The organism is Pseudomonas sp. A (assembly GCF_056270345.1).
In genome coordinates, this window is the sequence record NZ_CM149873.1 from 2412161 (window position 1) to 2436317 (window position 24157).

A 24157-nucleotide genomic window follows, 5' to 3' on the forward strand; every position below is an offset into this window, starting at 1 on the left:
GTGATGAGCATGACTTTCTCCGGCCAGGTTGCCCTGGTCACCGGTGGCGCGGCGGGTATCGGCCGGGCAACGGCCCAGGCATTCGCCGCCGAGGGGCTCAAGGTGGTGGTGGCCGACCGTGACGCGAGCGGGGGCGAAGCCACCGTGGCGCTGATTCGCCAGGCTGGCGGCGAGGCGCTGTTCGTCGCCTGCGACGTCACCCGTGACAGTGACGTGCGCCAGCTGCACGAGCAGGTCATCAAGGCCTATGGCCGCCTCGACTACGCCTTCAACAACGCCGGTATCGAGATCGAGAAGGGGCGGCTGGCGGAGGGCAGCGAGGCGGAGTTCGATGCGATCATGGGGGTCAACGTCAAGGGTGTGTGGCTGTGCCTGAAGTACCAACTGCCCTTGCTGCTGGCCCAGGGCGGCGGCGCCATCGTCAACACGGCCTCGGTGGCCGGCCTGTCGGCGGCACCGAAGATGAGCATCTATGCGGCATCCAAGCATGCGGTGATCGGCCTGACCAAGTCGGCGGCCATCGAGTATGCGAAGAAGGGCATTCGGGTCAACGCGGTGTGCCCGGCGGTGATCGATACCGACATGTTCCGCCGCGCCTACGAGGCCGATCCGCGCAAGGCCGAGTTTGCCGCGGCGATGCATCCGGTCGGGCGCATCGGCAAGGTCGAGGAGATCGCTAGCGCGGTGCTGTACCTGTGCAGCGATGGCGCGGCGTTCACGACGGGGCACAGCCTGACTGTCGATGGCGGCGCCTTAGCGATCTGACCGACTAATTCGACCCCTGTGGGAGCGGGTTTACCCGCGAAGAGGCCCGCGAGGTTTTCCACAGGCCCAATGCCACGGCGGCACAGCCCACCAGCAGGACGCCGCCGAACACTTCCAGCGCCATGCGCGATCCCAGCCGATCGCTGAGCAATCCGGTAAAGATCACCGGCAGGCTGAACCCCAGGTAGGCGAGCAGGAAGAACCCGGCACTGGCCCGGGGCTTCTCGCTCCCGGCCTGCTCGTTCACCGCCGCCAATCCGCCCAGGTAGATAAAGCCATAGCAGGCGCTGCTCGCAGCCACGGCGCCCAGCAGCACACCCAGCAGATTGCCGCTGTCAGCCCCCCAGGCCAGCAGCGCGTAGCTGCACGGCAGGATCAGCAGCCCCAGCAAGGTCGCCTGGGCACTGGCCAGGCGCCGCGCCAGCGGCTGGAACAGCAAGCCGCAGCTGATCACGCAAAAGGTCGAGAACCCCGACCAGGCGCTCAGCCCATGCTGACGCAGGATTCCCGGCAGCAGGGCGATGACCAGCCCGACACAGGCCCAGGCCAGAAGGATCGCCAGGCCGTAGGCCAGGCTGCCGGCGGGGTAGCAGGGCAGGCGCAGCATGGCGCTGCGCTGCGCCGGGCGAGGGTCGGGCAGGCGCCAGACCAGCAGCAGGGCGACGGCGGCCAGCACCAGCTGCAGGTGGAAACTGCCGGGGGTGAGGGTCGGCCCGCTTAGCAGGAACAGGCTGGTCAGTGCCGCGCCCAGGCCGAAACCGAGCGACGTGCTGGCGGTGACCCAGGTGGCGGCGCGGCCACTGGCATCCGGCGCCATCAGTTCGCTCATGTAGGCGGTGGCGGTGGCCGAGGCAAGGCCTGTGCCCAGGCCCAGGAACAGGCGCGCCAAGCCCAGCATCTGCAGGCTCGGCGCCAGCAGCATGAGCAGCGTGGCGACCATCGACAGGGCTAGCGCGACCAGGATCAGCGGGCGCCGACCTACCCGGTCGGCCAGGCCGCCGAGGGCCAGCAGCACCGGCAGCACGCCGAGCACATAGCCGGAGAAGGCCACGGCGGTCGCCGCCGCGCCTTGCCCGGACAGGTCGGCGTAGGTGATGTACAGCGGGGCCTGCAGGTTCACCGCGAGGGTGATCAGGCACAGGGCGAAAGCCAGCAGGGCAGGGGCATTACGAGTGGGCATCGGGACGGATCCGCAAGGCAGTGACGGTGACTGGCAGCATCGGCCTTGGCAGCGGTGCTCGCCAAGGCACACTCGCGGGGCATTTATGCTTAACTGTTTGCCTGAAAACAGCGAACACTTGCCATGCATTTTCATCTTGATCGCGACCTTCCCACCCCCTTGGTCCAGCAGCTGACCGAGCACCTGCAGGCCTGGATCGAACAGCAGCGCCTGCGCCCCGGCGCGCGCCTGCCGTCGATCCGCGCGCTGGCCAAGGCGCAGTCGGTAAGCGCCTCGTGCGTGATCGAGGCCTACGACCGCCTGGCGGCCAACGGCTGGCTGGAGGCGCGACATGGCGCGGGCTTCTTCGTCGCCGAGCGCAAGCCGGGCTTGCGGCCCGACCCCGGCGAGCCCTGGGGCGAGGCAATCGACGGCAGTTGGCGGCAGTTTCGCGAAGGGCATGAACAATTGCTCAAGCTCGGCTGCGGCTGGCTACCGGTGGCCTGGCGGGCCGAAGCCGAGCTGGCCCAGGCCATCCGCCAGGTCAGCCGCGGCGCGCCCGAGGCGCTGTTCGACTACTGCCCGCCCCAGGGCCTGGCCAGCCTGCGCCTGCAACTGCACAAGGGGCTGGCGCGGCTGGATATTGCCGCCGAGCCGGAGCGGATCCTCACCACCCAGGGCGCCAGCCATGCCCTCGACCTGCTGGTGCGGACCTTGCTGAAACCGGGTGACACGGTGCTGGTGGAGCGCCCCGGCTACTACAACCTGTACAACTTGCTGCGCGTGCACGGTGTGCACATGCTCGAGGTGCCGCGCACTGCCACTGGCCCGGACCTGGTGGTGCTTGAGCAGTTGCTGGCCGAGTACCAGCCCCGTTGCCTGTTCATCAACAGCCTGTACCAGAACCCGACCGGCAGCTGCCTGACGCCCAGGGTCGCCTACCGCCTGCTGGAACTGGCCCGCGAGCATGACCTGCGGATCGTCGAGGACGATCTGTACGCGGATTTCCAGGACGGTCCGGCCACGCGCCTGGCGACCCTCGACAGCGAGCAGCGGGTGATCTACATCGGCAGCTTCTCCAAGACCCTCAGCAGTTCGTTGCGGGTCGGCTATCTGGTGGCCGACCCACCGTTGATCGCGCGCCTGGCCGAACTGAAGATGGTCGCCGGCATCGGCACTTCGCGCTTCGCCGAGCAGGTGGTCGGGCAGATGCTTGCCAATGGCGGCTACCGCAAGAGTGTGCAGCGCCTGCGGCTGCGCCTGGGGCAGCACCGGGCCAGGACGCTGGGGCAACTGGAGGCCTGTGGCTGGGAGGTGTTCTGTGAGCCGGTCGGCGGCATGTTCGTCTGGGCCCGGGTGCCCGGACGCGACTTTGCCGAGCTGGAGCGATTGGCGCTGGAGCATGCGGTGTTGCTCACCCCGGGCAGCGCTTTCGATCCGCAGGGGCGGGCCAGTGACTGGCTACGGATCAATGTCGCCTATGGGCAGGATTCCCGGGCCCAGGCGTTCTTCCGGCATGCAGGGCGACCTTTGGCGGTCTGAAAGCGACACGCTCATAGCTAAATGACACCATTCGCGCACGCGGCCCTTGTGACCAGGTCGGCGCCATTGTCACTCTTGTCGCCGGCGGAGGGCCAAAAAGCGAGGAGGGCGGTGATGACGGCGACCAAGCACGGTGTATTGGCCAACCTGGGCATGGCGCGCAAGCTGGGCCTGGGTTTTGCCCTGGTGTTGCTGCTCACTCTGGTGGTGGCCGCCATCGGCGTATACGCCCTGGCCAACGTCGGCCAGCGCTTCGAGGGGCTGCGGCAGATGGCCCAGTTCAACACCGACCTGTTGAAGCTGCGCCAACATGAGCAGGCCTTCGCCCTGCGTTCGGATATCAAGGAGGCCGATGCCCTGCGCATGGGCCTTCAAGGGCTGGTGGAGCGGGCCCGCGCCGCGCCTGCGCTGACTTCCGCCGAGGCCGACCTCAGTGCCTACGGGCAGGCCTTCGACCAGTTCGTCCAGGCGGTGCAGGCCAAGGAGCTGGCGCTGGACATGGCCAGCTGGTCGGTATCGAGCGTGGCCAACAACCTCGATGTGCTGCAGGCCGGCCTGGCCGACGACGGCACCTACACCCTCAAGCAGTCCCAGGGCCAGCAAGGCGGCGAGTTCCTTGAGCAGGCCGGACAGGTGGCGCAGGTGTCGCGGCTGATGCTGCAGGCCATGGACGAGGCCCGGGTGCGCCTGGAGCAGAGCCGCAAGGGCGGCGAGGCTGTCGCCGAGGGGCGCATCGCCCAGACGGTGGAGGCCGCCGGCCTGGTGGACCAGCTCAAGTCGGCGGTGACCGATGCCGGCTACCAGAGCGTGCTGGGCGAAGTGGCCGGGCATATCGCCAGTTTCTCCGAGAAGCTCAACGAGTACACCGACCTGCTGGGCCAGGAGCGGGGTATCAAGGATCAGTTGCAGGCCCGGGCCGAGCAGGTCACCACGCGGGTCGACCAGGCCTACCTCGCCCAGGAGCAGGCCATGCAGGCGGAGCTTGCGCGCAACACCGTGGCCATCGCCGCGGCCACGGCCCTGGCACTGCTGGTGGGCGTGCTGGCGGCCTGGTTGATCACCCGGGCCGTGGTCGCGCCGCTCAAGCGGGTGATCAGCCGTGCCCGGCGCATAGCCGCGGGCGAGCTGGGGATCGAGGCCGAGCCGCCGCGTGCCGACGAGGTCGGTCAGCTGCTGCAGGCCATGCAGCAGATGGCCGAGGGGCTGTCCGGCATCGTCAGTGGCCTGCAGCAGGGCATCGATCAGCTGGCCGGCAGCGCCCAGGCCTTGTCGGCGGTCACCGAGCAGACCAACCGCGAAGTCGGTAGCCAGAAGGATGAGACCGAGCAGGTGGCCACTGCCATGCAGCAGATGACCGCCACCGTCCATGACGTGGCGCGCAACGCCGAGCAGGCGGCCCAGGCGGCACAGGATGCCGACGACAAGGTCGAGTCGGGGCAGCAGGTGGTGCGCCAGAGCATGCAGCGCATCGAGCAGCTGGCGGTGGCAGCCGAGACCGCCAGCAGCGGTATCGACAGCCTCAGCGCCGAGATCCATACCATCGGTGACGTGCTCGAGGTGATCAAGAGCGTGGCCGAACAGACCAACCTGCTGGCGCTCAACGCGGCGATCGAGGCGGCCCGCGCCGGCGAGCAGGGCCGTGGCTTCGCCGTGGTGGCCGACGAGGTGCGCGCCCTGGCCCGGCGTACCCGCCAGTCCACCGAGGAGATCGAACGGCTGGTCGCCAGCCTGCGCGGCAACGCCCAGCAGTCGGTGACGCAGATCCGTGGCAGCACCGAGCTGGTGCGCCTGGCGGTGGCCGACACGCTGAAGACCGAGAGCGCCCTGGGCAGCATCGCCGCGGCGGTGTCGTTGATCCAGCAGATGAACCAGCAGATCGCCGCGGCGGCCGAGCAGCAGAGCTCGGTCGCCGAGGAGATCAGCCGCAGCGTCACGCAGATCCGTGGCAGTGCCGACCAGGCGGCGCTGGCGATGGAGGACAATGCCCGCTCAAGCGTCGAGTTGGCGCAGCTGGGCAGTGACCTGAAGGGGATGGTTGGCCACTTCAGGCTGTGAGGGGCCCTTGTAGGAGCGGCCTTGTGCCGCGAAAGGGCCGCATAGCGGCCCCGGCGATCTTTGCGTCAATATGAATCCCCGGGGCCGTTGCACGGCCCTTTCGCGGCACAAGGCCGCTCCTACAGCGGACGTGCGCTGGGCTTCAGGATCAGCAAGGTCAGCACCCCCGCCACGATTCCCCAGAACGCCGAGCCGATCGAGAACAGGGTGAAGCCCGACGCCGTGACCATGAAGGTGATCAGCGCCGCCTCGCGCTCGCGTGCCTCGCCCATGGCCACGCTCAGGCCGTTCATGATCGAACCGAACAGCGCCAGGGCGGCGATCGACAGCACCAGCTCCTTGGGCAGGGCGCCGAACAGCGCCGCCAGGGTCGCGCCGAAGGTGCCGGCGATACCGTAGAAGATCCCGCACCAGACCGCTGCCGTGTAGCGCTTGGCCGGGTCTTCATGGGCATGCGGCCCGGTGCAGATCGCCGCGCTGATCGCCGCCAGGTTGATCCCGTGGGAGCCGAACGGCGCCAGCAGCAGCGAGGCGAACCCGGTGGCCGAGATCAGCGGCGAGGCCGGCACCTGGTAGCCGTCGGCGCGCAGCACGGCGACGCCGGGCATGTTCTGCGAAGTCATGGCCACCACGAACAGCGGGATGCCGATGCTGATGGTCGCCGCCAGCGAGAAGCTCGGCGTGGTCCACACCGGGGTGGCGATCTCCAGCTGGAAGCCGCTGAAGTCCAGCAGCCCCAGGGCGCCGGACAATGCCGTGCCGACCAGCAACGCGGCCAGCACGCAGTAGCGCGGTGACAGGCGCTTGACCAGCAGGTAGCTGAAGAACATCCCCAGCACCAACACCGTGCGGTGCTGGGCGGCGACGAAGATCTCGCTGCCGATCTTGAACAGGATCCCGGCCAGCAGGGCCGAGGCGAGCGAAGCGGGGATGCGCCGCACCAGGCGCTCGAAGCTGCCGGTCAGGCCGCACACCAGCACCAGCACGGCGCAGGTGATATAGGCACCGATGGCCTCGCCGTAGCTGACGCCACCGAGGCTGGTGATCAGCAGCGCCGCGCCGGGTGTCGACCAGGCCACGGTGACCGGGGTACGGTAGCGCAGCGACAGGCCGATGCTGCACACCGCCATGCCGATCGACAGGGCCCAGATCCACGACGAGATCTGCGCGCTGGTCAGGCCGGCGGCCTGGCCGGCCTGGAACATCAGCACCAGCGAGCTGGTATAGCCGGTGAGCATGGCGATGAAGCCGGCGACGACCGCCGACGGGGAGCTGTCCGCCAGCGGCCGCAGGCGCGCGGAGGTGGCATCGGTCATGGGGAATTCCTTGTGCAGGTGTAAGCAGTTTTTTCAGGCTACCGTGCAATGGCGTGATCCTTGCCATACAGCAGGCATTGCATTTAGCCGTACAGTCGCCAACTATGGGGTATTACTGCGCAACTGCGTGAAAGGGGAGGGGCGATGTACAAGGTGTATGGGGATTACCAGTCGGGCAACTGCTACAAGGTCAAGCTGATGCTGAGCCTGCTCGACCGCCCGTATGAGTGGCACCCGGTGGATATTCTCAAGGGCGAAACCGAAACGCCCGAGTTCCTGGCCATGAACCCCAACGGCAAGGTGCCGGTGCTCAAGCTCGAGGACGGCACCTGCCTGTGGGAGTCCAACGCGATTCTCAACTACCTGGCCGATGGCAGCGAGTTCCTGCCCAGCGAACCACGCCTGCGTACCCAGGTGCTGCAGTGGCAGTTCTTCGAGCAGTACAGCCACGAGCCGTACATTGCCGTGGCGCGTTTCATCCAGTTCTACCTGGGGCTGCCGCAGGACCGGCTGGAGGAATACAAGGGGCTGCACAAGGGCGGCTACAAGGCGCTCAAGGTGATGAACAAGCAGCTGGAAATGACGCCCTACCTGGTTGGCGAGCAGTATTCGATCGCCGATGTGGCGTTGTACGCCTATACCCATGTGGCGCACCAGGGCGGTTTCGACCTGGCGGGTTACCCGGCCGTGCAGGCCTGGCTGGCGCGGGTGGCCAGCCATCCACGGCATGTGCCGATGGTGGATTGACTCGCTGTCGCCCCGCCTTTGTAGGAGCGGCCTTGCCGAGGCGTCGGACCGGCCGGAAAGGGCCGCAATGCGGCCCCGGCGATTGAGGCGTCGACGCTGAGACCGGGGGCTGCTGCGCAGCCCTTTCGCGGCACAAGGCCGCTCCTACAGTGTGGGGCGTGCGTGCGGGTCAGACCGCCGCGAAGCGTTTGTCCAGATAGGCAATGATGTCCTTGGATTCATACATCCAGGTCACCTTGCCGTCCTCCTCGATCCGCAGGCACGGCACTTTCACCCGGCCGCCGCCTTCGAGCAGCGCCTGGCGGTGCTGGGCGTCGTTCTTGGCATCGCGCAGTGCCACCGGCACGTTCAGGCGGTGCAGGGTGCGGCGGGTCTTCACGCAGAACGGGCAGGCATGGAACTGGTACAGCGCCAGACCCTTGGTCTGCTGCTCGACCTGGGCCTGGGCCGCGGCATCGCGCTGCTTTTTCGCCGGGCGGCTGATCCAGTCGCCGAACACGATTAGCTGGCCGAGGCCGACCCGCAGGGCTTTGACGATCATGGGCAACTCCTGAAATGAAAAAGCCGACCCATGGGGTCGGCTCGGGATACAGGCCGATCACTTGATCAGGCTGAGGAACTCGCTGCGGGTGGAGGCGTTGTCGCGGAACTCGCCGAGCATCACCGAGGTGAGCATGGTCGAGTTCTGCTTTTCGACACCGCGCATCATCATGCACATGTGCTTGGCTTCGATGACCACCGCCACGCCCGCGGCGCCAGTTACCTGCTGCACGGCCTCGGCGATCTGGCGGCTGAGGTTTTCCTGGATCTGCAGGCGACGGGCGTACATGTCGACGATCCGCGCCACCTTGGACAGGCCCAGCACCTTGCCCTTGGGCAGGTAAGCCACGTGGGCCTTGCCGATGAACGGCAGCATGTGGTGTTCGCACATCGAGTACAGCTCGATATCCCGGACTAGCACCATTTCGCTGTTGTCGGAGGTGAACAGCGCGCCGTTGGTGACTTCTTCCAGGGTTTGCTCATAACCGCGGCAAAGGTACTTCATGGCCTTTGCGGCCCGCTTGGGCGTGTCGAGCAGGCCCTCGCGGGAGACGTCCTCGCCGATCTGGCTGAGAATCGCGGTGTAGTTCTGTTCCAGGGACATGGATCTACCTGTGGGATTTTTCGCAAAGACGAAGGGTACGGCGGCGACGGCGGCGCTGCAAGCGCGATGTCACTCGTCGCGCCCTTCGAGCATGGTTCGCTTGAGCATCACGTACACCGCGCCGGTGCCGCCGTGGCGGGCCTGGCACGAGGCAAAACCGAGCACTTGCGGGTGCTGGCGCAGCCAGGTGTTGACGTGGCTCTTGATCATCGGGCGCTTGCCGTCCAGGCGCGCGGCCTTGCCGTGGGTGACGCGCACGCAGCGCACTTCGAGCTTGGTCGCCTCGGCGATGAAGGCCCACAGCGTCTCGCGGGCCTTCTCGACGCTCATGCCGTGCAGGTCGAGGCTGCCCTCGAAGGCAATCTGGCCGAGCTTGAGCTTGCGGATCTGGGTTTCCTGGACGCCGTCGCGGCGCCACATCAGTTCATCCTCGGCGCCGACGTCGATGACGAACTGGTCGGACAGGCCGTCGATCACCAACGCCTGGTCGCTGCGGATGGTCGCCGCCTGGCGCAGGCCGGCCAGCTGCTTGCGGTCGGCCTTTGGTTTGCCGACTTCGGCGCGGTCGTGCTTGATTGGCTTGACGCCCTGCACTTGGCTGCGGAAGAGGGAAAAGTCGTCGTCTTGCATGGTGCCTCCACGTGGGCGGCGTAGTTTACGCGACTGTGCGTCGGCGTGAAGCCCTGAGCTGCGCGCGGTTTGTGTAGGAGCGGCCTCGTGCCGCGAAAGGGCTGCAAAGCAGCCCCAGGATTTCCGCTTCGATGCATAGATCGCCGGGGCCGCGTTGCGGCCCTTCGCGACACAAGGCCGCTCCTACAGGGGGATGTGTAAATCTGTCAGTCGTGCTTCTTCATCAGGTGCGGCGACAGGTTCAGCTCGCGCCCTCGGCGCAGGCGGATGCGGCTGCGTCGCCAGACGCGCACGCCGATCCACAACAGCAACAACCCGACCACGACGAGAATCGCCGACAGCGGGCGGTTGGCATTGAGCTCGGCGAGCGCTGCGTAATTGCCCAGCAGGCCGGCGAAACCGGCCATGGCGAGCAAAATGCCCAGGGTGGCCAGCAGCACCGAGAAAGCGGCGGAAACCCGCGCGCCCCAGTTGCTTGGCTCGCGCTGGCGCAGGCGCTTGGCATCGAAACTGCCTTTGAGCTTCATTCGAATTCCTCAGGATCTGGTAGAGCTGATCCGGATTTCGACCTGCGGGTCACCTCGGGGTTCCGCCCGTCCGCCGGGCGGTCGTGGCTCAGACCAGGCTGGCGGTGGGGGCGACGCAGGCGAAGTTGTCGGCCATCACGGCCATCTCGCACTGGTGGATCTGCGCGGCGGGGATCACGGTGTCCTTCAGGGCCAGGTCGCGGGTCGCCGAGGCGTCTTCCACCAGGGTGCAGCGATAACCATAGTCCTTGGCGCGGCGTACGGTGGTGCTGACGCTGGAGTGGCTCATGAAACCGCAGACGATCAGGTCCAGCGGGCCGAAGGCCTGCAGCGTCTCGTGCAGCTTGGTGTTCTTGAAGGCGTTGGGCATGCGCTTGTCGATGATGGTTTCACCGGCCAGTGGCTCCAGGCCCGGGATGAACTCGCCGGCCGGCCCCTGGGGGTCGAAGCGACCGCCGACGGTGCCGAGGTGGCGCACGTGGATGATCGGGCGACCGGCCTTGCGGGCGGCATCGAGCAACCTGGCAATGTTCGCCACGGCCTCGTCCATGCCCGACAGCGCCAGCGGACCGCTCAGGTATTCCTTCTGCGCGTCGATGACGATCAGGCTGGCTTGGCCCAGCTTCGCCGGCGGGTAGTCGCGGCCAGTGAGGCGGAACATCGTGGTTGGAACGGACATCAAGGGCTCCTTGGGTAGGGCTTTTGTACGCCTATTCTCCCTTGCCTTGACGCCAATGTGAATGGTTGACAGCGCAGACAGCGTGGTTGCTGGCTTGTGGCTATCGGTTTGGCTATCAGAGGAAACAAATGTGCGGTGTGGGCTGTTAGACTTTTGTCCTGTCTGAAAAGGAGTACCCCGTGATCACATCCCGCCTGCGCACCCTGCGCGACCATATCCGCTGGGCGGTCAGCCGCTTCCATGAGCATGAACTGTTCTTCGGCCACGGTGCCGACAACGCCTGGGACGAAGCTCGCCTGCTGGTGCTCGGCGCGGTGCACCTGCCCTGGGAGGTAGCCGACAGCTACCTGGACTGCGCGCTCGAGGATGACGAAACGGTACGCCTGCAGCACCTGCTCAAGCGCCGTATTGAAGAACGCGTGCCCACCGCCTACCTGCTGGGCGAGGCCTGGTTCTGCGGCATGTCGTTCATCGTCGACGAGCGGGTGCTGGTGCCGCGCTCGCCCATCGGCGAGTTGATCGAGAAACGCTTCGAGCCGTGGCTGGCCGGCGAGCCTGCGCGCATCCTCGACCTGTGCGCCGGCTCCGGCTGCATCGGCATTGTCGCCGCCGAGGTGTTCCAGGATGCCGAGGTAGTGCTGGCCGACCTGTCCTTCGACGCGCTGGAGGTGGCCAACCAGAACATCGAGCGCCATGGCCTCGATGAGCGGGTGTACACCGTGCAGGGCGATGGTTTCGCTGGCCTGCCGGGGCAGCGCTTCGACCTGATCCTGTCCAACCCGCCGTATGTCGACGCCGAGGATTTCGGCGACATGCCGGCCGAGTACCATCACGAGCCCGAGCTGGGCCTGGCCTGCGGCAACGATGGCCTGGACCTGGTGCGGCGCATGCTGGCCGAGGCGGCCGACCACTTGACCGACAAGGGCCTGATGATCGTCGAGGTGGGCAACAGCCAGGTGCATGTCGAGTCGCTCTATCCCGAGGTGGACTTCGCCTGGCTGGAGTTCGAGCGCGGTGGCCACGGGGTGTTCATGCTGACCGCCGAGCAGTGCCGGCAGCATCAGGAGCTGTTCAAGGCGCGGGTCTGAAGGATTCACACCGCCCCCTGCTGTAGGAGCGGCCTTGCCGAGGCGTCGGACCGGCCGGAAAGGGCTGCGTAGCGGCCCCAGGATATCAGTGTTGATGCAAAGATCGCCGGGGCCGCTTTGCGGCCCTTTCGCGGCACGAGGCCGCTCCTACACGGATCGCGCAGGGCAGGTCAGCGGGTGGCGATCCAGATCAGCAACCCGGCCTGGAACACCGCGAACGCCACCAGGCAGGTGATGGTGAAGCGCAGGCCGCTGTCCTCGCGACGGTACTTGGCCACCCGCTCGTCACGCTCGCGCAGCTGGGCTTCCTTCTCCATCAGGTTCTGCTCGGCCTGCTGCAGCATGCCGGCGGCCTCGAGGTTGTCCACGCGCTGCACCTTCTCGGTGTTCCAGCCGCCCTTGAGCTGGCCCACCGGCGTCTCCACCACGCGCCCCTTGAGCAACTGGCCGTCGGTGTACTCCACCGCCAGGCCGACGCTGCCCAACACATGGTCGCGGCGCAGGCGGGTGTCTTCGTTCAGGGCGTCCTTGTTCGGCAGGCTCATGCCCTCGACCCGGTAGTGCGAGCAACGCTGCTGCAGCCACTGCACCGCCTGCGCCAGCAGGTAGCGGCCAAGGCCACGGTTCAGCGGTTCCAGCTGCAGACCGGCCGGGTCGCCGATACGCACCGTGCGCGCTTCGTGGTCGACGCGGATATCCAGCTGGTTCTGTTCCTTGCGCACCTTCTGCCCCGGCAGGCGGATTTCCATGCGCAGCAGGCTGTGGGCCTTGTCGTGGCGCTCGGCGTAGCCGAACTGGACGAAACGCAGCGGGCGGGCGCCGCTGTTGCGGTCGGTCGGCAGCGGCGCCAGGCGCAGCAACTGGAAATGCTCGGCGGCAAGGTCTGCCCAGGGCAGCGGGGCGCTTTCCGGGGCTTGTTCTTCGGTCGCCTCGGCGGCGGGGGCATCGGTCATCAGGGAATCCTCAGGTGCACGGCGGCCGGGTGCCGGTACCTGCAAGGACATCGCAGATGTGGGCTTGCCCGCGATCGGGGCGCGCATGCCCCTGGATCACTGCCTTCTTAGCCGCGTTATCGGCAGGCCGGGCCAATACCTGAGGGCGCTTTCAGGCCTGCGGCAGCCCGTGGATGAACAGGACGATGCGCTCCCCCAACTCACGGGCCAGCGGTAGTTCGGGATTGCGGTAGCTCTCACGCTGCTGGCCCATCTCCCGGGGGCTGATGCGCAGCATGTGGTTCATGCCGTCGATCAGCGCCAGCTGGGCGTCGGGTTTGGCGGCCTTGAGGCGCTCGGCGTCGGCCACCTCCACCTGGATGTCGTTGCGGCCCTGGACGATCAGCGCGGGCACCGTGAGCCGGGCGAATGCGGCCGCCGGGTCCTGGTGCAGCAGGGTGATCAGATACGGCTGCACGCTGGGGCGAAATACCTGGCGCAGCGGGGCGGGCACGTCGAGGCTGGTCTGCCCGGCCTGCAACCGGTCGATCAGTGCCACGCCACCGGCCAGTTGCGCCGGGGGCAGGCGCTGGGCCAGTTGTTCACGCAGCACGTCGGCCACCGGCCGGCCGCTGCCGGCCAGGGTGATCACCGCGCTGGCGCCGGCCTGCTCGGCGGCCAGGCTGGCGATCAGCGCGCCTTCGCTGTGGCCGACCAGGATCAGCGGACCGAAGCGCGCGTCCTGGCGCAACGCGCGCCCCCAGGCCACCACGTCGGCGACATAGCGTTCGACGCTGAGGTCGCGTTCGTCGGGGGTGGCCGGCTGGCTGGCGGCCACGCCGCGCTTGTCGAAGCGCACGCTGGCGATGTGCTCGCCGGCCAGCAGCAGGGCCAGGCGCTTGAGGTTGTCGATGCGTCCGGAGGCAGGGTTGTTGCCATCGCGGTCGGTAGGGCCGGAGCCGGCGATGATCAGCACCACCGGTGGCGGGGTGGTTTGCTGGGGCAGCAGCAGGCTGCCGTGCAGCACGCCCTGGCCGGTGTCCAGGTCGATGGGGCGTTGCAGTACGGTGGGCGCGGCCTGGGCGAGGCTGGCGCAGAACATCAGGAGCAGGGCGGCGAGGCGCGACTTCATGGAGGGGTACTATATGGCTAGGTGTCATTGAGACATTGCAGCGCGATGAAGGTTCGCATGGCTCGCTTGCCGTGCCGGCCTCTTCGCGGGTAAACCCGCTCCCACAGTGAGATGGGCCGGCCTGTGGGAGCAACTGTCTTGCTCAATTTTTAGAATCTGGCGCGATCCCTGTGGGAGCGGGTTTACCCGCGAAGAGGCCGGCATGGGCAACCCATCCTGTAGCGTTTTCCGTATACTGCCGCTTTCGATCACCTCAGGCAGATTCGCGGAGCGTCCATGTCCGGCAATACCTACGGCAAGCTGTTCACTGTCACCACCGCTGGCGAGAGCCATGGCCCGGCGTTGGTCGCCATTGTCGACGGCTGCCCGCCAGGCCTGGAAATCTCCCTCGCCGACCTGCAGCACGACCTCGATCGGCGCAAGCCCGGCACCAGCCGGCACACCACCCAGCGCCAGGAGCCGGATGAAGTGGAGATCCTCTCCGGCGTGTTCGAAGGGCGTACCACCGGCTGCTCGATCGGCCTCTTGATCCGCAACACCGACCAGAAGTCCAAGGACTATTCGGCGATCAAGGACCTGTTCCGCCCGGCCCACGCCGACTACACCTACCACCACAAGTACGGCATCCGCGACTACCGCGGCGGTGGCCGCAGCTCGGCGCGCGAGACCGCCATGCGCGTGGCGGCCGGCGCCATCGCCAAGAAGTACCTGGCCACCCAGGGCATCCGCGTGCGCGGCTACATGAGCCAGCTCGGCCCGATCGAGATCCCGTTCAAGACCTGGGACTCGGTCGAGCACAACGCCTTCTTCAGCCCCGACCCGGACAAGGTGCCGGAGCTCGAGGCCTACATGGACCAGTTGCGCCGCGACCAGGACTCGGTGGGGGCGAAGATCACCGTGGTCGCCGAAGGCGTGATGCCGGGCCTGGGCGAGCCGATCTTCGACCGCCTCGACGCCGAGCTTGCCCATGCGCTGATGAGCATCAACGCGGTCAAGGGCGTGGAAATCGGCGCCGGCTTTGCCAGCGTCGCCCAGCGTGGCACCGAGCACCGTGACGAACTGACCCCCGAGGGCTTCCTCAGCAACAATGCCGGCGGCATCCTCGGCGGTATCTCTTCGGGCCAGCCGATCGTCGCTCACCTGGCGCTCAAGCCGACCTCGAGCATCACCACCCCGGGCCGTTCGATCGACGTCGACGGCAACCCGGTCGAGGTGATCACCAAGGGCCGTCACGACCCGTGCGTCGGCATCCGCGCCACGCCGATCGCCGAGGCGATGATGGCCATCGCCTTGATGGACCACCTGCTGCGCCACCGGGCGCAGAATGCCGACGTGAAAGTGGGCACCCCGGTACTGGGCCAGCTCTGACTTAGCCAGGGTCGGCCTCTTCGCGGGTAAACCCGCTCCCACAGGGATCTCCAATGCTGCGAGATCCCTGTGGGAGCGGGTTTACCCGCGAAGAGGCCGGTGCAGGCTCACACAAGGCCCATCCCATGCCCCCGATCCCTTACTGGCGCCTCTCCAGCTTCTACCTCTTCTACTTCGCCCTGCTCGGCTCCACCGCGCCGTTCCTGGCCCTGTACTTCGACCACCTGGGCTTCTCCCCGGCACGCATCGGCGAGCTGGTGGCCATCCCCATGCTGATGCGCTGCGTCGCACCCAACCTGTGGGGCTGGCTGGGCGACCGCAGTGGCCAGCGCCTGCTGATCGTGCGTCTGGGCGCGCTGTCGACCCTGGCGACCTTTTCGCTGATCTTCTTCGGCAACAGCTATGCCTGGCTGGCGATGGTCATGGCCCTGCACGCGTTCTTCTGGCACGCGGTGCTGCCGCAGTTCGAGGTGATCACCCTGGCCCACCTGCATGGCCAGACCGCGCGCTACAGCCAGGTGCGACTGTGGGGCTCGATCGGCTTCATCCTCGCCGTGGTCGGTCTTGGGCGCCTGTTCGAATGGCTGAGCCTGGACATCTACCCGGTGGCACTGGTGGCGATCATGGCCGGGATCGTCGCCGCCAGCCTCTGGGTGCCCAACGCGCAACCGGTGGAACAGGCCGAGCGGCGCGGGGCAGGGGGCTTTCTCGCGCAGGTGCGGGCGCCCGGCGTGCTGGCCTTCTATGTGTGCGTGGCCCTCATGCAGCTCAGCCACGGGCCGTACTACACCTTCCTCACCCTGCACCTGGAGCACCTGGGCTACAGCCGTGGTGCCATCGGTCTGCTGTGGGCGCTGGGGGTGGTGGCCGAGGTGCTGGTGTTCATGGGCATGAGCCGGATTTTCGCCCGTTTTTCCGTGCGCAAGGTGCTGCTGGCGAGTTTCCTGCTGGCCGCCGTGCGCTGGCTGTTGCTGGGCAACCTGGCCGATATCCCGGCGGCGCTGGTGTTCGCCCAGGTGCTGCACGCGGCCACGTTCGGCTGTTTCCACGCCGCGGCCATTGCCTTTGTCGGGGCCAGTTTCGGCGCCCGTCAGCAGGGCCAGGGCCAGGCGCTGTACGCGGCGCTCTCGGGCACCGGCGGCGCGCTGGGCGCCTTGTACTCGGGTTACAGCTGGAAACTGCTGGGCCCGCACTTCACCTTTGGTATGGCCAGCGTCGCGGCACTCGCGGCAGCCGTTATCATAGCCTTCCGACTCAAAGACAGCAGGAACCACCCCTGATGAGCATCCTCAGCGTATTCGACCCGTCCAGCCCGGAACTGCCGCACAAGGTGCTGACCCACCACGACGACATTGCCGCGACCCTGGCTGAGCAGGGCGTGCGCTTCGGCCGCTGGCAGTCCGGTGCGCGCCTGCGTCCGGGCAGCAGCCAGGAAGAAGTGGTCGCGGCGTGCGGTGAGCCGCTCGACCAGCTGATGACCGCCCATGGCAGCGTGGTGTTCGGTGTGCTCAGCCGCGATGGCGTCGACCCAAGCCAGGTCGACCTGCGCGACGAGCATGTGCATGAGGGCGAGGAAGTGTTCGCGCTGATCAGCGGGCGCGGGCAGGTCAGCCTGCGTTTGGGAGACGCGGTGTACGCCGTGTTGTGCGAGAAGGACGATGTGCTGGTGGTGCCCGCCGGTACACGGCGCTGGCTGGACCTGGGCGACACCCCGTTCTGCCTGGCCCTGCGCCTGTTCGCCAGCGAGCAGGCGGTGCAGCCGCGGTTCACCGGTGATGGAACAGCCCGGCAATTTGCCGGGCTCGACGAACTCTGAAAGGGTCGGGTCGCGCAATCAGCGGTAGGTCGGCAGTGCGAAGCGTTGCTGGCTCTGCAGCATCGAGATCACCGGCAGCTCGCTCGGCTGCCCGGCCAGGTCGCGGCGGATGGCGCTGATAGCCCAGGACAGTTGCTCGGCGCTGTGCAGCTGCGCATAGGTCAGCACGCGGCGGGTGACGATGCCGTCGCTGGCGCGCAGGGTCAGCAGGACACCGCCGTCCGGACGCGGCTGGGTGGTGACCTGGTAGGCGGCGAAGACCGAGGCGAATTTTTCCTGGATGAGGTCCATATCAACTCCTGACTGTTGTACTGGCAGACTTGAGTTGATGATTGCAGCGACCGTGCCAGCCTTTGCTCAAGTAAAAAACCTTTAAAATCAATTACTTAAATTTGTTTTTATAAGGTTGCGCATTGCAATCTGCACGCCCGTGCATTTTGCACAGTGCATTTTGCACGGTCATAGCCTGGCTCTCTGCCTCCGATAGAATCTGAACCTTGGACCGCTCTCCGCTGCCTGATGGACACTTGGGCCATTGCCAGATGCCAGGAGGTTCCCGATGTCCGATCACCAGCCCGCCACCATGACCGCCGAAGAAACCGCGGCCTTCGCCGAGGAGGTCTTCGAGCGCGCCCGCCGCGGCGACGCGAACATGCTCGGTCGCCTGCTCGACGGTGGCCTGCCCGCCGACCTGCGCAACCACAAGGGCGACACCTTGCTGATGCTGGCCAGTTACCACGGCCACCACGACGCCGTGCGAGTGCTGCTGGCCCATGGCGCCGACGCACTGATCGCCAATGACAACGGCCAGTTGCCCATGGCCGGCGCCGCTTTCAAGGGCGACCTGGCGATGATCCGCCTGCTGCTCGAGCACGGCGTGCCGGTGGATGCCGCCGCCGCGGACGGCCGCACCGCGCTGATGCTGGCGGCGATGTTCAACCGCCTGGAGATCATCGACTACCTGCTGGCCCAGGGGGCCGATCCGGCACGGCGTGACGCGGCCGGCGCCACCGCGCTGGCGGCCGCGCGGACCATGGGCGCGGTGGATGCCGCCGCACGCCTGGAGGCGAAGGCCGGCTAACCCTTCGGGGGCGTTTGCGGCTATCCTTGGCGCCTTTCACGCCAACCCGCAGGGCCCCCCATGAAAGACCAGTTGCTCGAACTCATCCGCCTCATCGGCGCCGGCTGCATGCGCGATGAGGAGATCGAGCGCATCGCCGCCGAGGCCGCCCAGGCCTACGCCGACCCCGCCGCCTTCCTCGCCGCCAACCCGGACATCAACTACGACGACAGCTTCCCGTTCCCGCTGGGCGAATGGGTGGTGGTCGGCAGCCTGCCCGATACCGTGCTGTTCCAGGCCGACAGCTACCAGGACCTGTTCCAGCAGATCAGCGACTCGTTCGACAAGAGCGTGCCGTTCACCCTCAAGTCCAAGCAGCTGGCGCGCACCGAGGCGCTGACCGCGCTCAACCGCATCCAGGTGCAGATGGGCGCGCTGAACAAGGAAGCCGGGGGCTACGTGCTGCTGAACTTCAGCCAGCTGCTCGATGACGAGCTGCAGATGGTGATGGTGGGGCAGAATGACCTGGCCCGTGTGCTGGAGTTGGGCGAGGCCGTAGGCATCAAGGTGGAGCCGGCGCTGGAGGCGCTGAAGGTGGCGGTGCACGTCTAAGCAACGATTCCCCCTGTAGGAGCAGCCTTGTGCCGCGAAAGGGCTGCGAAGCAGCCCCGGGATTCCAGCGTTAATACACGGATCGCGGGGCCGCTTTGCGGCCCTTTCGCGGCACAAGGCCGCTCCTACAGGGATTGCGCATTGGCCTTTCAGCCCAACGCGGTATCAAGAAACATCATCACCGCGAACCCGCCCATCAGCCCCAGTGTCGCCGCGGTCTGGTGCCCATTGCGATGGGTCTCCGGAATCACCTCGTGGGACACCACGAAGATCATCGCCCCCGCCGCCAGGCCCATGCTGATCGGGTAGGCCAGGGCGAAGCCGGTGGAAATGCCCAGGCCGATCACCGCGCCGAGAGGCTCCATCAGGCCTGAACCGATCGCCACCATCATCGCCTTGAAGTTCGACAGCCCCGTGGCGCGCAGGGCCAGGGCCACGGCCAGTCCCTCGGGTATGTCCTGGATGGCGATGGCGCTGGTCAGCGGCAGGCCGATGTTCATGTCGCCGTTGGCGAAGCTCACACCGATGGCCATGCCCTCGGGCAGGTTGTGCAGGGTGATGGCCAGCACGAACAGCCATACCCGGCTGACCCGCTCGGCCTGCGGGCCACAAGGGCCGGTGCTTTCATGCTCGTGCGGGGTGAAGCGGTCCAGGCCGAGCATCAGTAGCACCCCGAGGCCCATGCCCAGGACCACGGTGAAGGCCGCCGCCGGGCCGTTGCCGGTGATTTCGCGGGCGGCGTCCAGGCCCGGCAGGATCAGCGAGAACGAACTGGCGGCGAGCATCATGCCGGCGGCAAAGCCCAGCATCACATCCTGGGTGCGGGCGTTGACGTCGCGCAGGATCACCGCGAGCACCGCGCCCAGGGCGGTGGCGCCGAAGCCCGACAGCCCACCGAGCAGGGCCAGGTGCAGGTTGTCGGCGTGGTCACCGTTGACCGCGTTCCACAGGCTCGCCAGCAACAGCGCGGCGACGGCCAGCAGGCTCAGGGCCAGGCCGGCGCTGAGCCAGGGCGTGGCCAGGGCCTGTTGCCGCCAGGCGCTGAACATTGAGTCGGGGACGGCACTTTGGGTGTGGGCAGGGGGCATGCGAACCTCGGAGCAGTGAATGACAGCAGTCTATCCACTGACCCGTACGCCCGGCCAAGGATTCCCTTCTATCGAGGCCATAGCCAGCTATGCTCTGGGGCACACACACCGTGCGGGAGCGGCGCCATGGGGTCCACCTTCAACAGCCTGGTCGGTCTGATCATCCTGGCCCTGGATATCTGGGCCATTCTCAATGTGCTCAAGAGCGGCGCCGAGGTCGGCAGCAAGGTGCTGTGGATCCTGCTGATCCTGCTGCTGCCGGTGCTGGGGCTGATCATCTGGGCAATCGCCGGGCCGCGGGGCAATGTGCGGATCTGAGTATTGATCTTGGCACCGGCTTTGTCTGTTGATTCAGTTGAGTCAACCGGAACGGCGTGGGAGCGGGCTGCCCCGCGATGCGGTTTATGGCACCGGCATCGCCGGTGATCGCGGGGCAAGCCCGCTCCTACAGGTTATGTAAGCGATAGTTGCTCTCGACAAAATTTTCACACTCGATTTTTGAAAATCCGCGCCGCACAATGCGGCCTTGGTCTCACCTCGCGTTCGAGGGGGCGACCACCAGGCTGTTGGCGACTTCGCCTTCCCGCAAACCGCAATCCTAGGACCTCTCCATTCATGGCTAACACGGACGCCTTGAAGCAACAGGGCGTGCGAGGCTCGTTCTCGCCGACCCTGAAATCCCACCTGGCCTACACGTTGCTCAGTGGCCTGGTGATCATGCTGATGCTCAGCCTGGTGCGCCTGGCGCTGCTGGTCTACAACAGCGACATGATCGGCGACACGCCGAACTCGACCGTCGCCGAGGGCTTCCTCAACGGCCTGCGCTTCGACCTGCGGGTGGTGGTGTACATCAGCATTCCGTTGCTGCTGGCGCTGCTCAGCCCCTGGCTGATGGCCCGCCGTGGCTTCTTCCGCTTCTGGCTGACCATTGCCTCGAGCGTGGTGATGTTCCTCGGCCTGATGGAGATGGACTTCTACCGCGAGTTCCACCAGCGCCTGAATGGCCTGGTGTTCCAGTACATCAAGGAAGACCCCAAGACCGTCATGAGCATGCTCTGGTACGGTTTCCCGGTGGTCCGCTACCTGCTGGCCTGGCTGGTCGGCACCTGGCTGCTGAGCCTGCTGTTCAAGGGCATCGATCGCCTGACCCGTGGCGAGCAAAGCCTCCAGCCTGCCGGCAGCCGCAAGTTCGCGCCGTGGTATGGCCGCCTGGCCGTGTTCATGGTCGTGCTGCTGGTGGCTGTGGTCGCCGCCCGCGGCACCCTGCGCCAGGGCCCGCCGATGCGCTGGGGCGATGCCTTCACCACCGACTCGAACTTCGTCAACCAGCTGGGCCTGAACGGCACGCTGACCCTGATCGACGCCGCCAAGAGCCGCTTCGGCGAAGACCGCGCCAACATCTGGAAGCCGGTACTCGAGCAGCCGCTGGCCACCCAGACCGTGCGCGAGCAGCTGCTGACCGCCAACGACACCCTGGTCGATGCCGACGAGGCCGCGATCCGTCGCGACTTCGTGCCGCCGGTGGCGAACACGCTGCCGGTCAAGAACGTGGTGGTCATCCTCATGGAAAGCTTCGCCGGCCACTCGGTGGGCGCCCTGGGCAGCCCGAACAACATCACCCCGTACTTCGACAAGCTGGCCAAGGAGGGTGTGCTGTTCGACCGCTTCTTCTCCAACGGCACCCATACCCACCAGGGCATGTTCGCCACCATGGCCTGCTTCCCCAACCTGCCGGGCTTCGAGTACCTGATGCAGACCCCGGAAGGCGGCCACAAGCTGTCCGGCCTGCCGGCACTGCTCAGCGCCCGCGACTATGACGATGTCTACGTCTACAACGGCGACTTCGCCTGGGACAACCAGTCCGGGTTCTTCGGCAACCAGGGCATGACCACCTTCATTGGTCGCAACGACTTCGTCGACCCGGTGTTCTCCGACCCGACCTGGGGCGTGTCCGACCAGGACATGTTCGACCGTGGCAATGAAGAGCTGGCCAAGCACGACGGCAAGAAGCCGATCTACGCGCTGCTGCAGACCCTCTCCAACCACACGCCGTACGCCTTGCCCAAGGACCTGCCGGTGGAGAAGGTCACCGGCCAAGGGCGCCTGGACGAGCACCTGACCGCCATGCGCTATTCCGACTGGGCGCTGGGCCAGTTCTTCGAGAAGGCCCGCAAGGAGCCGTACTTCAAGGACACCCTGTTCGTCATCGTCGGCGACCATGGCTTCGGCAACCACCAGCAGGTCACCGAGCTGGACCTGGGCCGCTTCAACGTGCCGCTGTTGCTGATTGCCCCGGGCATCCAGGAGAAGTTCGGCGCGGTCAACCACACCGTGGGTACCCAGGTGGACATCGTGCCGACCATCATGGGCCGTCTCGGCGGCCAGGCCCGCCACCAGTGCTGGGGCCGCGACCTGCTCAACCTGCCTGAGGGCGACCAGGGCGTGGGCATGATCAAGCCGTCGGGCAGCGAGCAGATCGTCGGCCTGGTGCAGGGCGATCGCATCCTCATCGAGTCCAAGGACATGACCCCGCGGATGTACCGCTACCAGTTGGGCCGTGAGTTCAAGGCCGAACTGATCGAAAGCCCCGACCAGCCGGAAATGCTCAAGAAACTCGAGGCCTATATCCAGACCGCGACCAAGAGCCTGCTGGACAACACCGCCGGTGTCGTCCACGGCACGCCGAAGTAAGGCCGCCGCCTGCCCCATGAAGCCCGCCCTGAACCGGCGGGCTTTTTTCATGCGGTTTCACGTATGCGGCTGAACATTCATCCCTGCACCATGGTCAAGTGAGTACGCCGTTCCATTCACCGTTGCGCCAGCGAGGGCTGATCGATGAAAGCATGGGAAGTCAGCTTTGCAGACCAGAAAGGCGAGCCGCAAACGCTGTTGCTCAATGCCGAGCAGCGCCCCAGCGAGGAAGATGCCGCCCGCGCCATCCGTTCGCGCCTGTTCCCGCTCATGGACGAACTGGACCTCAACGACTTCCAGGACCGCAGCTTTTCCCCCACGGCGCGCTGGCTCAAGGAACAGAGCGGCGTGACCATCACCACCATTCGCGAAGCGCCCTGAACCGGGTGTCTCTGGCGTAGCGCTGTCTCAGGCGCTACGCTCAAGTCAGGCGCCGGCCTTCTCTGCGGGCCGCCGCCGTTTTCATCGCGTCTTGCAATCCGCTCGTATTGTCAGGCATTCCTTGTGTGCCAGGCAGGTGCGTTGTGCACGGAAAGTCTATCCATTGCTTTGCAGGAGGACGTTTCATGAGCAGCCAGAACGACGACATCAGCAGCAGTGTCCTGCGCCAGATGAAAGCTGGCGGTTTCGATTTCACCCGCATCCATCCCATCGAGTTCTACGCCGTGTTTCCCAGCGAGGCAGGTGCCCGCCGGGCGGCGGGGCAGTTTCGTGGCGAATCGCTCAACGCCCAGGTGAGCGAGCGCGACGACGGCGCCTGGCACCTGGAGTTGAGCAAGGTGATGTACGCCACCCATGGCGGCATCGGCGCCTTCGAGCAGGCCTTTGAACAGGTCGTCTCGCCCTACGGCGGCGAAGTCGAGGGCTGGGGCGTCAAGCAGGAAAGGCCGATTGCCTAGGCCCGCAAGGGCATCAGTGCGCTTTGCGCCCCGCCATATGCTTCAGGTACGCCAGCACGGCATCGAGCGCCGGCTCATCCAGCACCTGGGTGGAAAACCCGGGCATCGTCGCCTGCGGCCACTGCCGCAGGCTCTGCGGGTCGCGAATGTACTGGCGCAGGTAGGCCGGCTGGAAATACTCGGTGGGGTTGTGCGGCAGGTTCAGGTCCGGGCCCAGGTGCGCGTCGCCGGCGCCATTGAGGCGATGACAGGCCAGGCAGTTCTGCTGGAACAGGGCAAAACCCTGGCGCACCGGGTCGTTCTCGGCCACGGCCGGGTCGGGCAGCAGGGCGGGGAAGCGCGTCTCGACCGGGGGCAGGCGGCGGATGCTGGCGATCTGATACGGCCATTGTTCCGGGCGAATACCGCTGGCCTGGGGTTGGGTCCATACCAGGTAGAACGGCCCGGCGCCTGGCTTGCCCTTGCTCAGCGCGGGCCAAGGGTGGCTGGGGTCTTCGATGGCCAGCCAGGCCTGCGCGGGGCCCGCCTGCAACAGCGGCCCGGCGGGCATCTCGGCGGCGAAGCCATCGAGGGCCACGGCCTGCAGGTGATCGCTCGGGTTCACGCCCTGCAGCAGCACCGCCAGGGGCACGGCGCGGTAATGCAAGGTGCGCTTGTAGGCCACGTCCTGTTCGATGGTGATGTTTCGCGCCTGCGGATGGGCAAGTAGCTGTTCACTGCTCCAGCGCCGGCTGTCGCCGCCCAGTTCGAGGTTCAACTGCGCCGCCGACAATGTCGGGGCGAGCAGTAGGCAGAGCAGGGCAAGACACAGGCGCATGGACGATCTCCAACCATCAAGGTCGGCAGATTACCCACGCGTGCTCGGAAAAGGCCACCGCCGCGTTCAGCCGAACAGCCGGGTGAGGTT

The 24157-nt window shown here is 66.7% G+C and carries 26 protein-coding genes and 1 pseudogene; 15 read left to right on the forward strand and 12 right to left on the reverse strand.

Annotation, left to right across the window (positions count from 1 at the left end):
• Positions 1–3: 3 nt before the first annotated feature.
• The gene (locus tag AC0MAZ_RS10920; protein WP_232856418.1) at positions 4–765 is read left to right on the forward strand and encodes an SDR family oxidoreductase; all 762 of its coding nucleotides are present in this window, start codon (positions 4–6) and stop codon (positions 763–765) included.
• A gap of 4 nt (positions 766–769) precedes the next feature.
• On the opposite strand, the gene AC0MAZ_RS10925 is transcribed toward AC0MAZ_RS10920, so the two are convergent.
• Positions 770–1945: an MFS transporter gene (locus AC0MAZ_RS10925; protein ID WP_475861105.1), complete on the reverse strand. Its 1176-nt coding sequence runs from the start codon at positions 1943–1945 to the stop codon at positions 770–772.
• A 123-nt stretch (positions 1946–2068) separates the two neighbouring features.
• Here AC0MAZ_RS10925 and AC0MAZ_RS10930 point away from each other — a divergent pair, with 123 nt between their 5' ends.
• From AC0MAZ_RS10930 to AC0MAZ_RS10940, 3 genes and pseudogenes are all read left to right on the forward strand, one after another.
• The gene (locus AC0MAZ_RS10930; protein ID WP_232856416.1) at positions 2069–3466 is read left to right on the forward strand and encodes an aminotransferase-like domain-containing protein; all 1398 of its coding nucleotides are present in this window, start codon (positions 2069–2071) and stop codon (positions 3464–3466) included.
• A gap of 969 nt (positions 3467–4435) precedes the next feature.
• Positions 4436–4615, forward strand: a pseudogene (locus AC0MAZ_RS10935) (hypothetical protein); the annotation flags it as partial.
• Between the two features lie 201 nt (positions 4616–4816).
• Positions 4817–5521 (forward strand): methyl-accepting chemotaxis protein, encoded by a 705-nt coding sequence (locus tag AC0MAZ_RS10940; protein ID WP_475861410.1) that lies wholly within the window; start codon positions 4817–4819, stop codon positions 5519–5521.
• 119 nt (positions 5522–5640) lie between these two features.
• On the opposite strand, the gene AC0MAZ_RS10945 is transcribed toward AC0MAZ_RS10940, so the two are convergent.
• The gene (locus AC0MAZ_RS10945; protein WP_475861106.1) at positions 5641–6837 is read right to left on the reverse strand and encodes a benzoate/H(+) symporter BenE family transporter; all 1197 of its coding nucleotides are present in this window, start codon (positions 6835–6837) and stop codon (positions 5641–5643) included.
• Positions 6838–6981: 144 nt separating this feature from the next.
• On the opposite strand from AC0MAZ_RS10945, the gene AC0MAZ_RS10950 reads away from it, so the two are divergent.
• A complete protein-coding gene (locus AC0MAZ_RS10950; RefSeq protein ID WP_110736600.1) occupies positions 6982–7584 on the forward strand; it encodes a glutathione S-transferase family protein in 603 nt (200 codons plus the stop codon).
• A gap of 169 nt (positions 7585–7753) precedes the next feature.
• Here AC0MAZ_RS10950 and AC0MAZ_RS10955 read toward each other — a convergent pair whose 3' ends face one another.
• From AC0MAZ_RS10955 to AC0MAZ_RS10975, 5 genes are all read right to left on the reverse strand, one after another.
• Positions 7754–8125 carry a glutathione S-transferase N-terminal domain-containing protein gene (locus AC0MAZ_RS10955; protein WP_232856413.1) on the reverse strand — a complete coding sequence of 124 codons (372 nt, stop codon included), beginning with the start codon at positions 8123–8125 and terminating at the stop codon, positions 7754–7756.
• Positions 8126–8182: 57 nt separating this feature from the next.
• Positions 8183–8728, reverse strand: coding sequence for a GTP cyclohydrolase I FolE (gene folE, locus AC0MAZ_RS10960; RefSeq protein ID WP_110736603.1), 546 nt, complete (start codon positions 8726–8728; stop codon positions 8183–8185).
• A 69-nt stretch (positions 8729–8797) separates the two neighbouring features.
• On the reverse strand, positions 8798–9358 hold the full coding sequence (locus AC0MAZ_RS10965; RefSeq protein ID WP_232856412.1) for a Smr/MutS family protein: 561 nt from the start codon (positions 9356–9358) through the stop codon (positions 8798–8800).
• A 206-nt stretch (positions 9359–9564) separates the two neighbouring features.
• A complete protein-coding gene (locus tag AC0MAZ_RS10970; RefSeq protein WP_203647603.1) occupies positions 9565–9885 on the reverse strand; it encodes a hypothetical protein in 321 nt (106 codons plus the stop codon).
• 88 nt (positions 9886–9973) lie between these two features.
• Positions 9974–10564 (reverse strand): cysteine hydrolase family protein, encoded by a 591-nt coding sequence (locus AC0MAZ_RS10975; RefSeq protein WP_050704637.1) that lies wholly within the window; start codon positions 10562–10564, stop codon positions 9974–9976.
• A 179-nt stretch (positions 10565–10743) separates the two neighbouring features.
• Between AC0MAZ_RS10975 and prmB the strand changes: the two genes are divergently transcribed.
• On the forward strand, positions 10744–11652 hold the full coding sequence (gene prmB / locus AC0MAZ_RS10980; RefSeq protein ID WP_475861108.1) for a 50S ribosomal protein L3 N(5)-glutamine methyltransferase: 909 nt from the start codon (positions 10744–10746) through the stop codon (positions 11650–11652).
• 170 nt (positions 11653–11822) lie between these two features.
• Here the strand turns inward: prmB and AC0MAZ_RS10985 are convergent, their stop codons facing one another.
• Both AC0MAZ_RS10985 and AC0MAZ_RS10990 read right to left on the reverse strand, forming a co-directional pair.
• Positions 11823–12605, reverse strand: a complete 783-nt coding sequence (locus AC0MAZ_RS10985; RefSeq protein WP_254463850.1) for a hypothetical protein — start codon at positions 12603–12605, stop codon at positions 11823–11825.
• Positions 12606–12756: 151 nt separating this feature from the next.
• Positions 12757–13716, reverse strand: coding sequence for an alpha/beta hydrolase (locus AC0MAZ_RS10990; protein WP_475861109.1), 960 nt, complete (start codon positions 13714–13716; stop codon positions 12757–12759).
• A 276-nt stretch (positions 13717–13992) separates the two neighbouring features.
• Between AC0MAZ_RS10990 and aroC the strand changes: the two genes are divergently transcribed.
• The 3 genes from aroC (at position 13993) to AC0MAZ_RS11005 (ending at position 16900) form a co-directional block, all read left to right on the forward strand.
• Entirely contained in the window at positions 13993–15084 is a 1092-nt protein-coding gene (gene aroC / locus AC0MAZ_RS10995) for a chorismate synthase (RefSeq protein ID WP_203647600.1), read from the forward strand.
• Between the two features lie 125 nt (positions 15085–15209).
• Entirely contained in the window at positions 15210–16364 is a 1155-nt protein-coding gene (locus AC0MAZ_RS11000) for an MFS transporter (protein WP_232856410.1), read from the forward strand.
• The gene (locus AC0MAZ_RS11005) at positions 16364–16900 is read left to right on the forward strand and encodes an oxidase (protein WP_232856409.1); all 537 of its coding nucleotides are present in this window, start codon (positions 16364–16366) and stop codon (positions 16898–16900) included. The genes AC0MAZ_RS11000 and AC0MAZ_RS11005 overlap by 1 nt, the downstream gene beginning before the upstream one ends.
• A gap of 18 nt (positions 16901–16918) precedes the next feature.
• Here AC0MAZ_RS11005 and AC0MAZ_RS11010 read toward each other — a convergent pair whose 3' ends face one another.
• Positions 16919–17191, reverse strand: coding sequence for a DUF3509 domain-containing protein (locus AC0MAZ_RS11010; protein WP_203647597.1), 273 nt, complete (start codon positions 17189–17191; stop codon positions 16919–16921).
• Positions 17192–17459: 268 nt separating this feature from the next.
• On the opposite strand from AC0MAZ_RS11010, the gene AC0MAZ_RS11015 reads away from it, so the two are divergent.
• Positions 17460–17981, forward strand: coding sequence for an ankyrin repeat domain-containing protein (locus AC0MAZ_RS11015; RefSeq protein ID WP_232856407.1), 522 nt, complete (start codon positions 17460–17462; stop codon positions 17979–17981).
• Between the two features lie 60 nt (positions 17982–18041).
• Entirely contained in the window at positions 18042–18572 is a 531-nt protein-coding gene (locus AC0MAZ_RS11020) for a hypothetical protein (protein ID WP_232856406.1), read from the forward strand.
• Positions 18573–18721: 149 nt separating this feature from the next.
• On the opposite strand, the gene AC0MAZ_RS11025 is transcribed toward AC0MAZ_RS11020, so the two are convergent.
• Entirely contained in the window at positions 18722–19660 is a 939-nt protein-coding gene (locus tag AC0MAZ_RS11025) for a ZIP family metal transporter (protein WP_203647594.1), read from the reverse strand.
• A gap of 126 nt (positions 19661–19786) precedes the next feature.
• On the opposite strand from AC0MAZ_RS11025, the gene AC0MAZ_RS11030 reads away from it, so the two are divergent.
• The 4 genes from AC0MAZ_RS11030 to AC0MAZ_RS11045 all read left to right on the forward strand — a co-directional run bounded on the left by AC0MAZ_RS11030 (position 19787) and on the right by AC0MAZ_RS11045 (position 23250).
• The gene (locus tag AC0MAZ_RS11030) at positions 19787–19978 is read left to right on the forward strand and encodes a PLDc N-terminal domain-containing protein (protein ID WP_203647593.1); all 192 of its coding nucleotides are present in this window, start codon (positions 19787–19789) and stop codon (positions 19976–19978) included.
• Between the two features lie 297 nt (positions 19979–20275).
• On the forward strand, positions 20276–22351 hold the full coding sequence (locus AC0MAZ_RS11035; protein WP_475861112.1) for an LTA synthase family protein: 2076 nt from the start codon (positions 20276–20278) through the stop codon (positions 22349–22351).
• 144 nt (positions 22352–22495) lie between these two features.
• Positions 22496–22732: a hypothetical protein gene (locus tag AC0MAZ_RS11040; protein WP_110736624.1), complete on the forward strand. Its 237-nt coding sequence runs from the start codon at positions 22496–22498 to the stop codon at positions 22730–22732.
• Positions 22733–22917: 185 nt separating this feature from the next.
• Positions 22918–23250: a ribonuclease E inhibitor RraB gene (locus tag AC0MAZ_RS11045; protein ID WP_186712832.1), complete on the forward strand. Its 333-nt coding sequence runs from the start codon at positions 22918–22920 to the stop codon at positions 23248–23250.
• Positions 23251–23263: 13 nt separating this feature from the next.
• Here AC0MAZ_RS11045 and AC0MAZ_RS11050 read toward each other — a convergent pair whose 3' ends face one another.
• On the reverse strand, positions 23264–24067 hold the full coding sequence (locus tag AC0MAZ_RS11050; RefSeq protein ID WP_475861113.1) for a c-type cytochrome: 804 nt from the start codon (positions 24065–24067) through the stop codon (positions 23264–23266).
• Between the last annotated feature and the right edge of the window lie 90 nt (positions 24068–24157).

Excerpts from the sequence above, each read along its gene's own strand:
- AC0MAZ_RS11015 (WP_232856407.1), top strand. The coding sequence starts at position 17,460 with ATGTCCGATCACCAGCCCGCCACCATGACCGCCGAAGAAACCGCGGCC.
- AC0MAZ_RS11050 (WP_475861113.1), bottom strand. The coding sequence starts at position 24,067 with ATGCGCCTGTGTCTTGCCCTGCTCTGCCTACTGCTCGCCCCGACATTG.
- AC0MAZ_RS10975 (WP_050704637.1), bottom strand. The coding sequence starts at position 10,564 with ATGTCCGTTCCAACCACGATGTTCCGCCTCACTGGCCGCGACTACCCG.
- AC0MAZ_RS11000 (WP_232856410.1), top strand. The coding sequence starts at position 15,210 with ATGCCCCCGATCCCTTACTGGCGCCTCTCCAGCTTCTACCTCTTCTAC.
- AC0MAZ_RS11010 (WP_203647597.1), bottom strand. The coding sequence starts at position 17,191 with ATGGACCTCATCCAGGAAAAATTCGCCTCGGTCTTCGCCGCCTACCAG.
- AC0MAZ_RS10930 (WP_232856416.1), top strand. The coding sequence starts at position 2,069 with ATGCATTTTCATCTTGATCGCGACCTTCCCACCCCCTTGGTCCAGCAG.
- AC0MAZ_RS10990 (WP_475861109.1), bottom strand. The coding sequence starts at position 13,716 with ATGAAGTCGCGCCTCGCCGCCCTGCTCCTGATGTTCTGCGCCAGCCTC.
- AC0MAZ_RS11020 (WP_232856406.1), top strand. The coding sequence starts at position 18,042 with ATGAAAGACCAGTTGCTCGAACTCATCCGCCTCATCGGCGCCGGCTGC.
- AC0MAZ_RS11030 (WP_203647593.1), top strand. The coding sequence starts at position 19,787 with ATGGGGTCCACCTTCAACAGCCTGGTCGGTCTGATCATCCTGGCCCTG.
- AC0MAZ_RS10945 (WP_475861106.1), bottom strand. The coding sequence starts at position 6,837 with ATGACCGATGCCACCTCCGCGCGCCTGCGGCCGCTGGCGGACAGCTCC.
- AC0MAZ_RS10920 (WP_232856418.1), top strand. The coding sequence starts at position 4 with ATGAGCATGACTTTCTCCGGCCAGGTTGCCCTGGTCACCGGTGGCGCG.
- AC0MAZ_RS10940 (WP_475861410.1), top strand. The coding sequence starts at position 4,817 with ATGACCGCCACCGTCCATGACGTGGCGCGCAACGCCGAGCAGGCGGCC.
- AC0MAZ_RS11040 (WP_110736624.1), top strand. The coding sequence starts at position 22,496 with ATGAAAGCATGGGAAGTCAGCTTTGCAGACCAGAAAGGCGAGCCGCAA.
- AC0MAZ_RS10955 (WP_232856413.1), bottom strand. The coding sequence starts at position 8,125 with ATGATCGTCAAAGCCCTGCGGGTCGGCCTCGGCCAGCTAATCGTGTTC.
- AC0MAZ_RS10950 (WP_110736600.1), top strand. The coding sequence starts at position 6,982 with ATGTACAAGGTGTATGGGGATTACCAGTCGGGCAACTGCTACAAGGTC.
- AC0MAZ_RS10925 (WP_475861105.1), bottom strand. The coding sequence starts at position 1,945 with ATGCCCACTCGTAATGCCCCTGCCCTGCTGGCTTTCGCCCTGTGCCTG.
- AC0MAZ_RS10970 (WP_203647603.1), bottom strand. The coding sequence starts at position 9,885 with ATGAAGCTCAAAGGCAGTTTCGATGCCAAGCGCCTGCGCCAGCGCGAG.
- AC0MAZ_RS11045 (WP_186712832.1), top strand. The coding sequence starts at position 22,918 with ATGAGCAGCCAGAACGACGACATCAGCAGCAGTGTCCTGCGCCAGATG.
- AC0MAZ_RS11035 (WP_475861112.1), top strand. The coding sequence starts at position 20,276 with ATGGCTAACACGGACGCCTTGAAGCAACAGGGCGTGCGAGGCTCGTTC.
- AC0MAZ_RS10965 (WP_232856412.1), bottom strand. The coding sequence starts at position 9,358 with ATGCAAGACGACGACTTTTCCCTCTTCCGCAGCCAAGTGCAGGGCGTC.
- aroC (WP_203647600.1), top strand. The coding sequence starts at position 13,993 with ATGTCCGGCAATACCTACGGCAAGCTGTTCACTGTCACCACCGCTGGC.
- AC0MAZ_RS11025 (WP_203647594.1), bottom strand. The coding sequence starts at position 19,660 with ATGCCCCCTGCCCACACCCAAAGTGCCGTCCCCGACTCAATGTTCAGC.
- folE (WP_110736603.1), bottom strand. The coding sequence starts at position 8,728 with ATGTCCCTGGAACAGAACTACACCGCGATTCTCAGCCAGATCGGCGAG.
- AC0MAZ_RS10985 (WP_254463850.1), bottom strand. The coding sequence starts at position 12,605 with ATGACCGATGCCCCCGCCGCCGAGGCGACCGAAGAACAAGCCCCGGAA.
- AC0MAZ_RS11005 (WP_232856409.1), top strand. The coding sequence starts at position 16,364 with ATGAGCATCCTCAGCGTATTCGACCCGTCCAGCCCGGAACTGCCGCAC.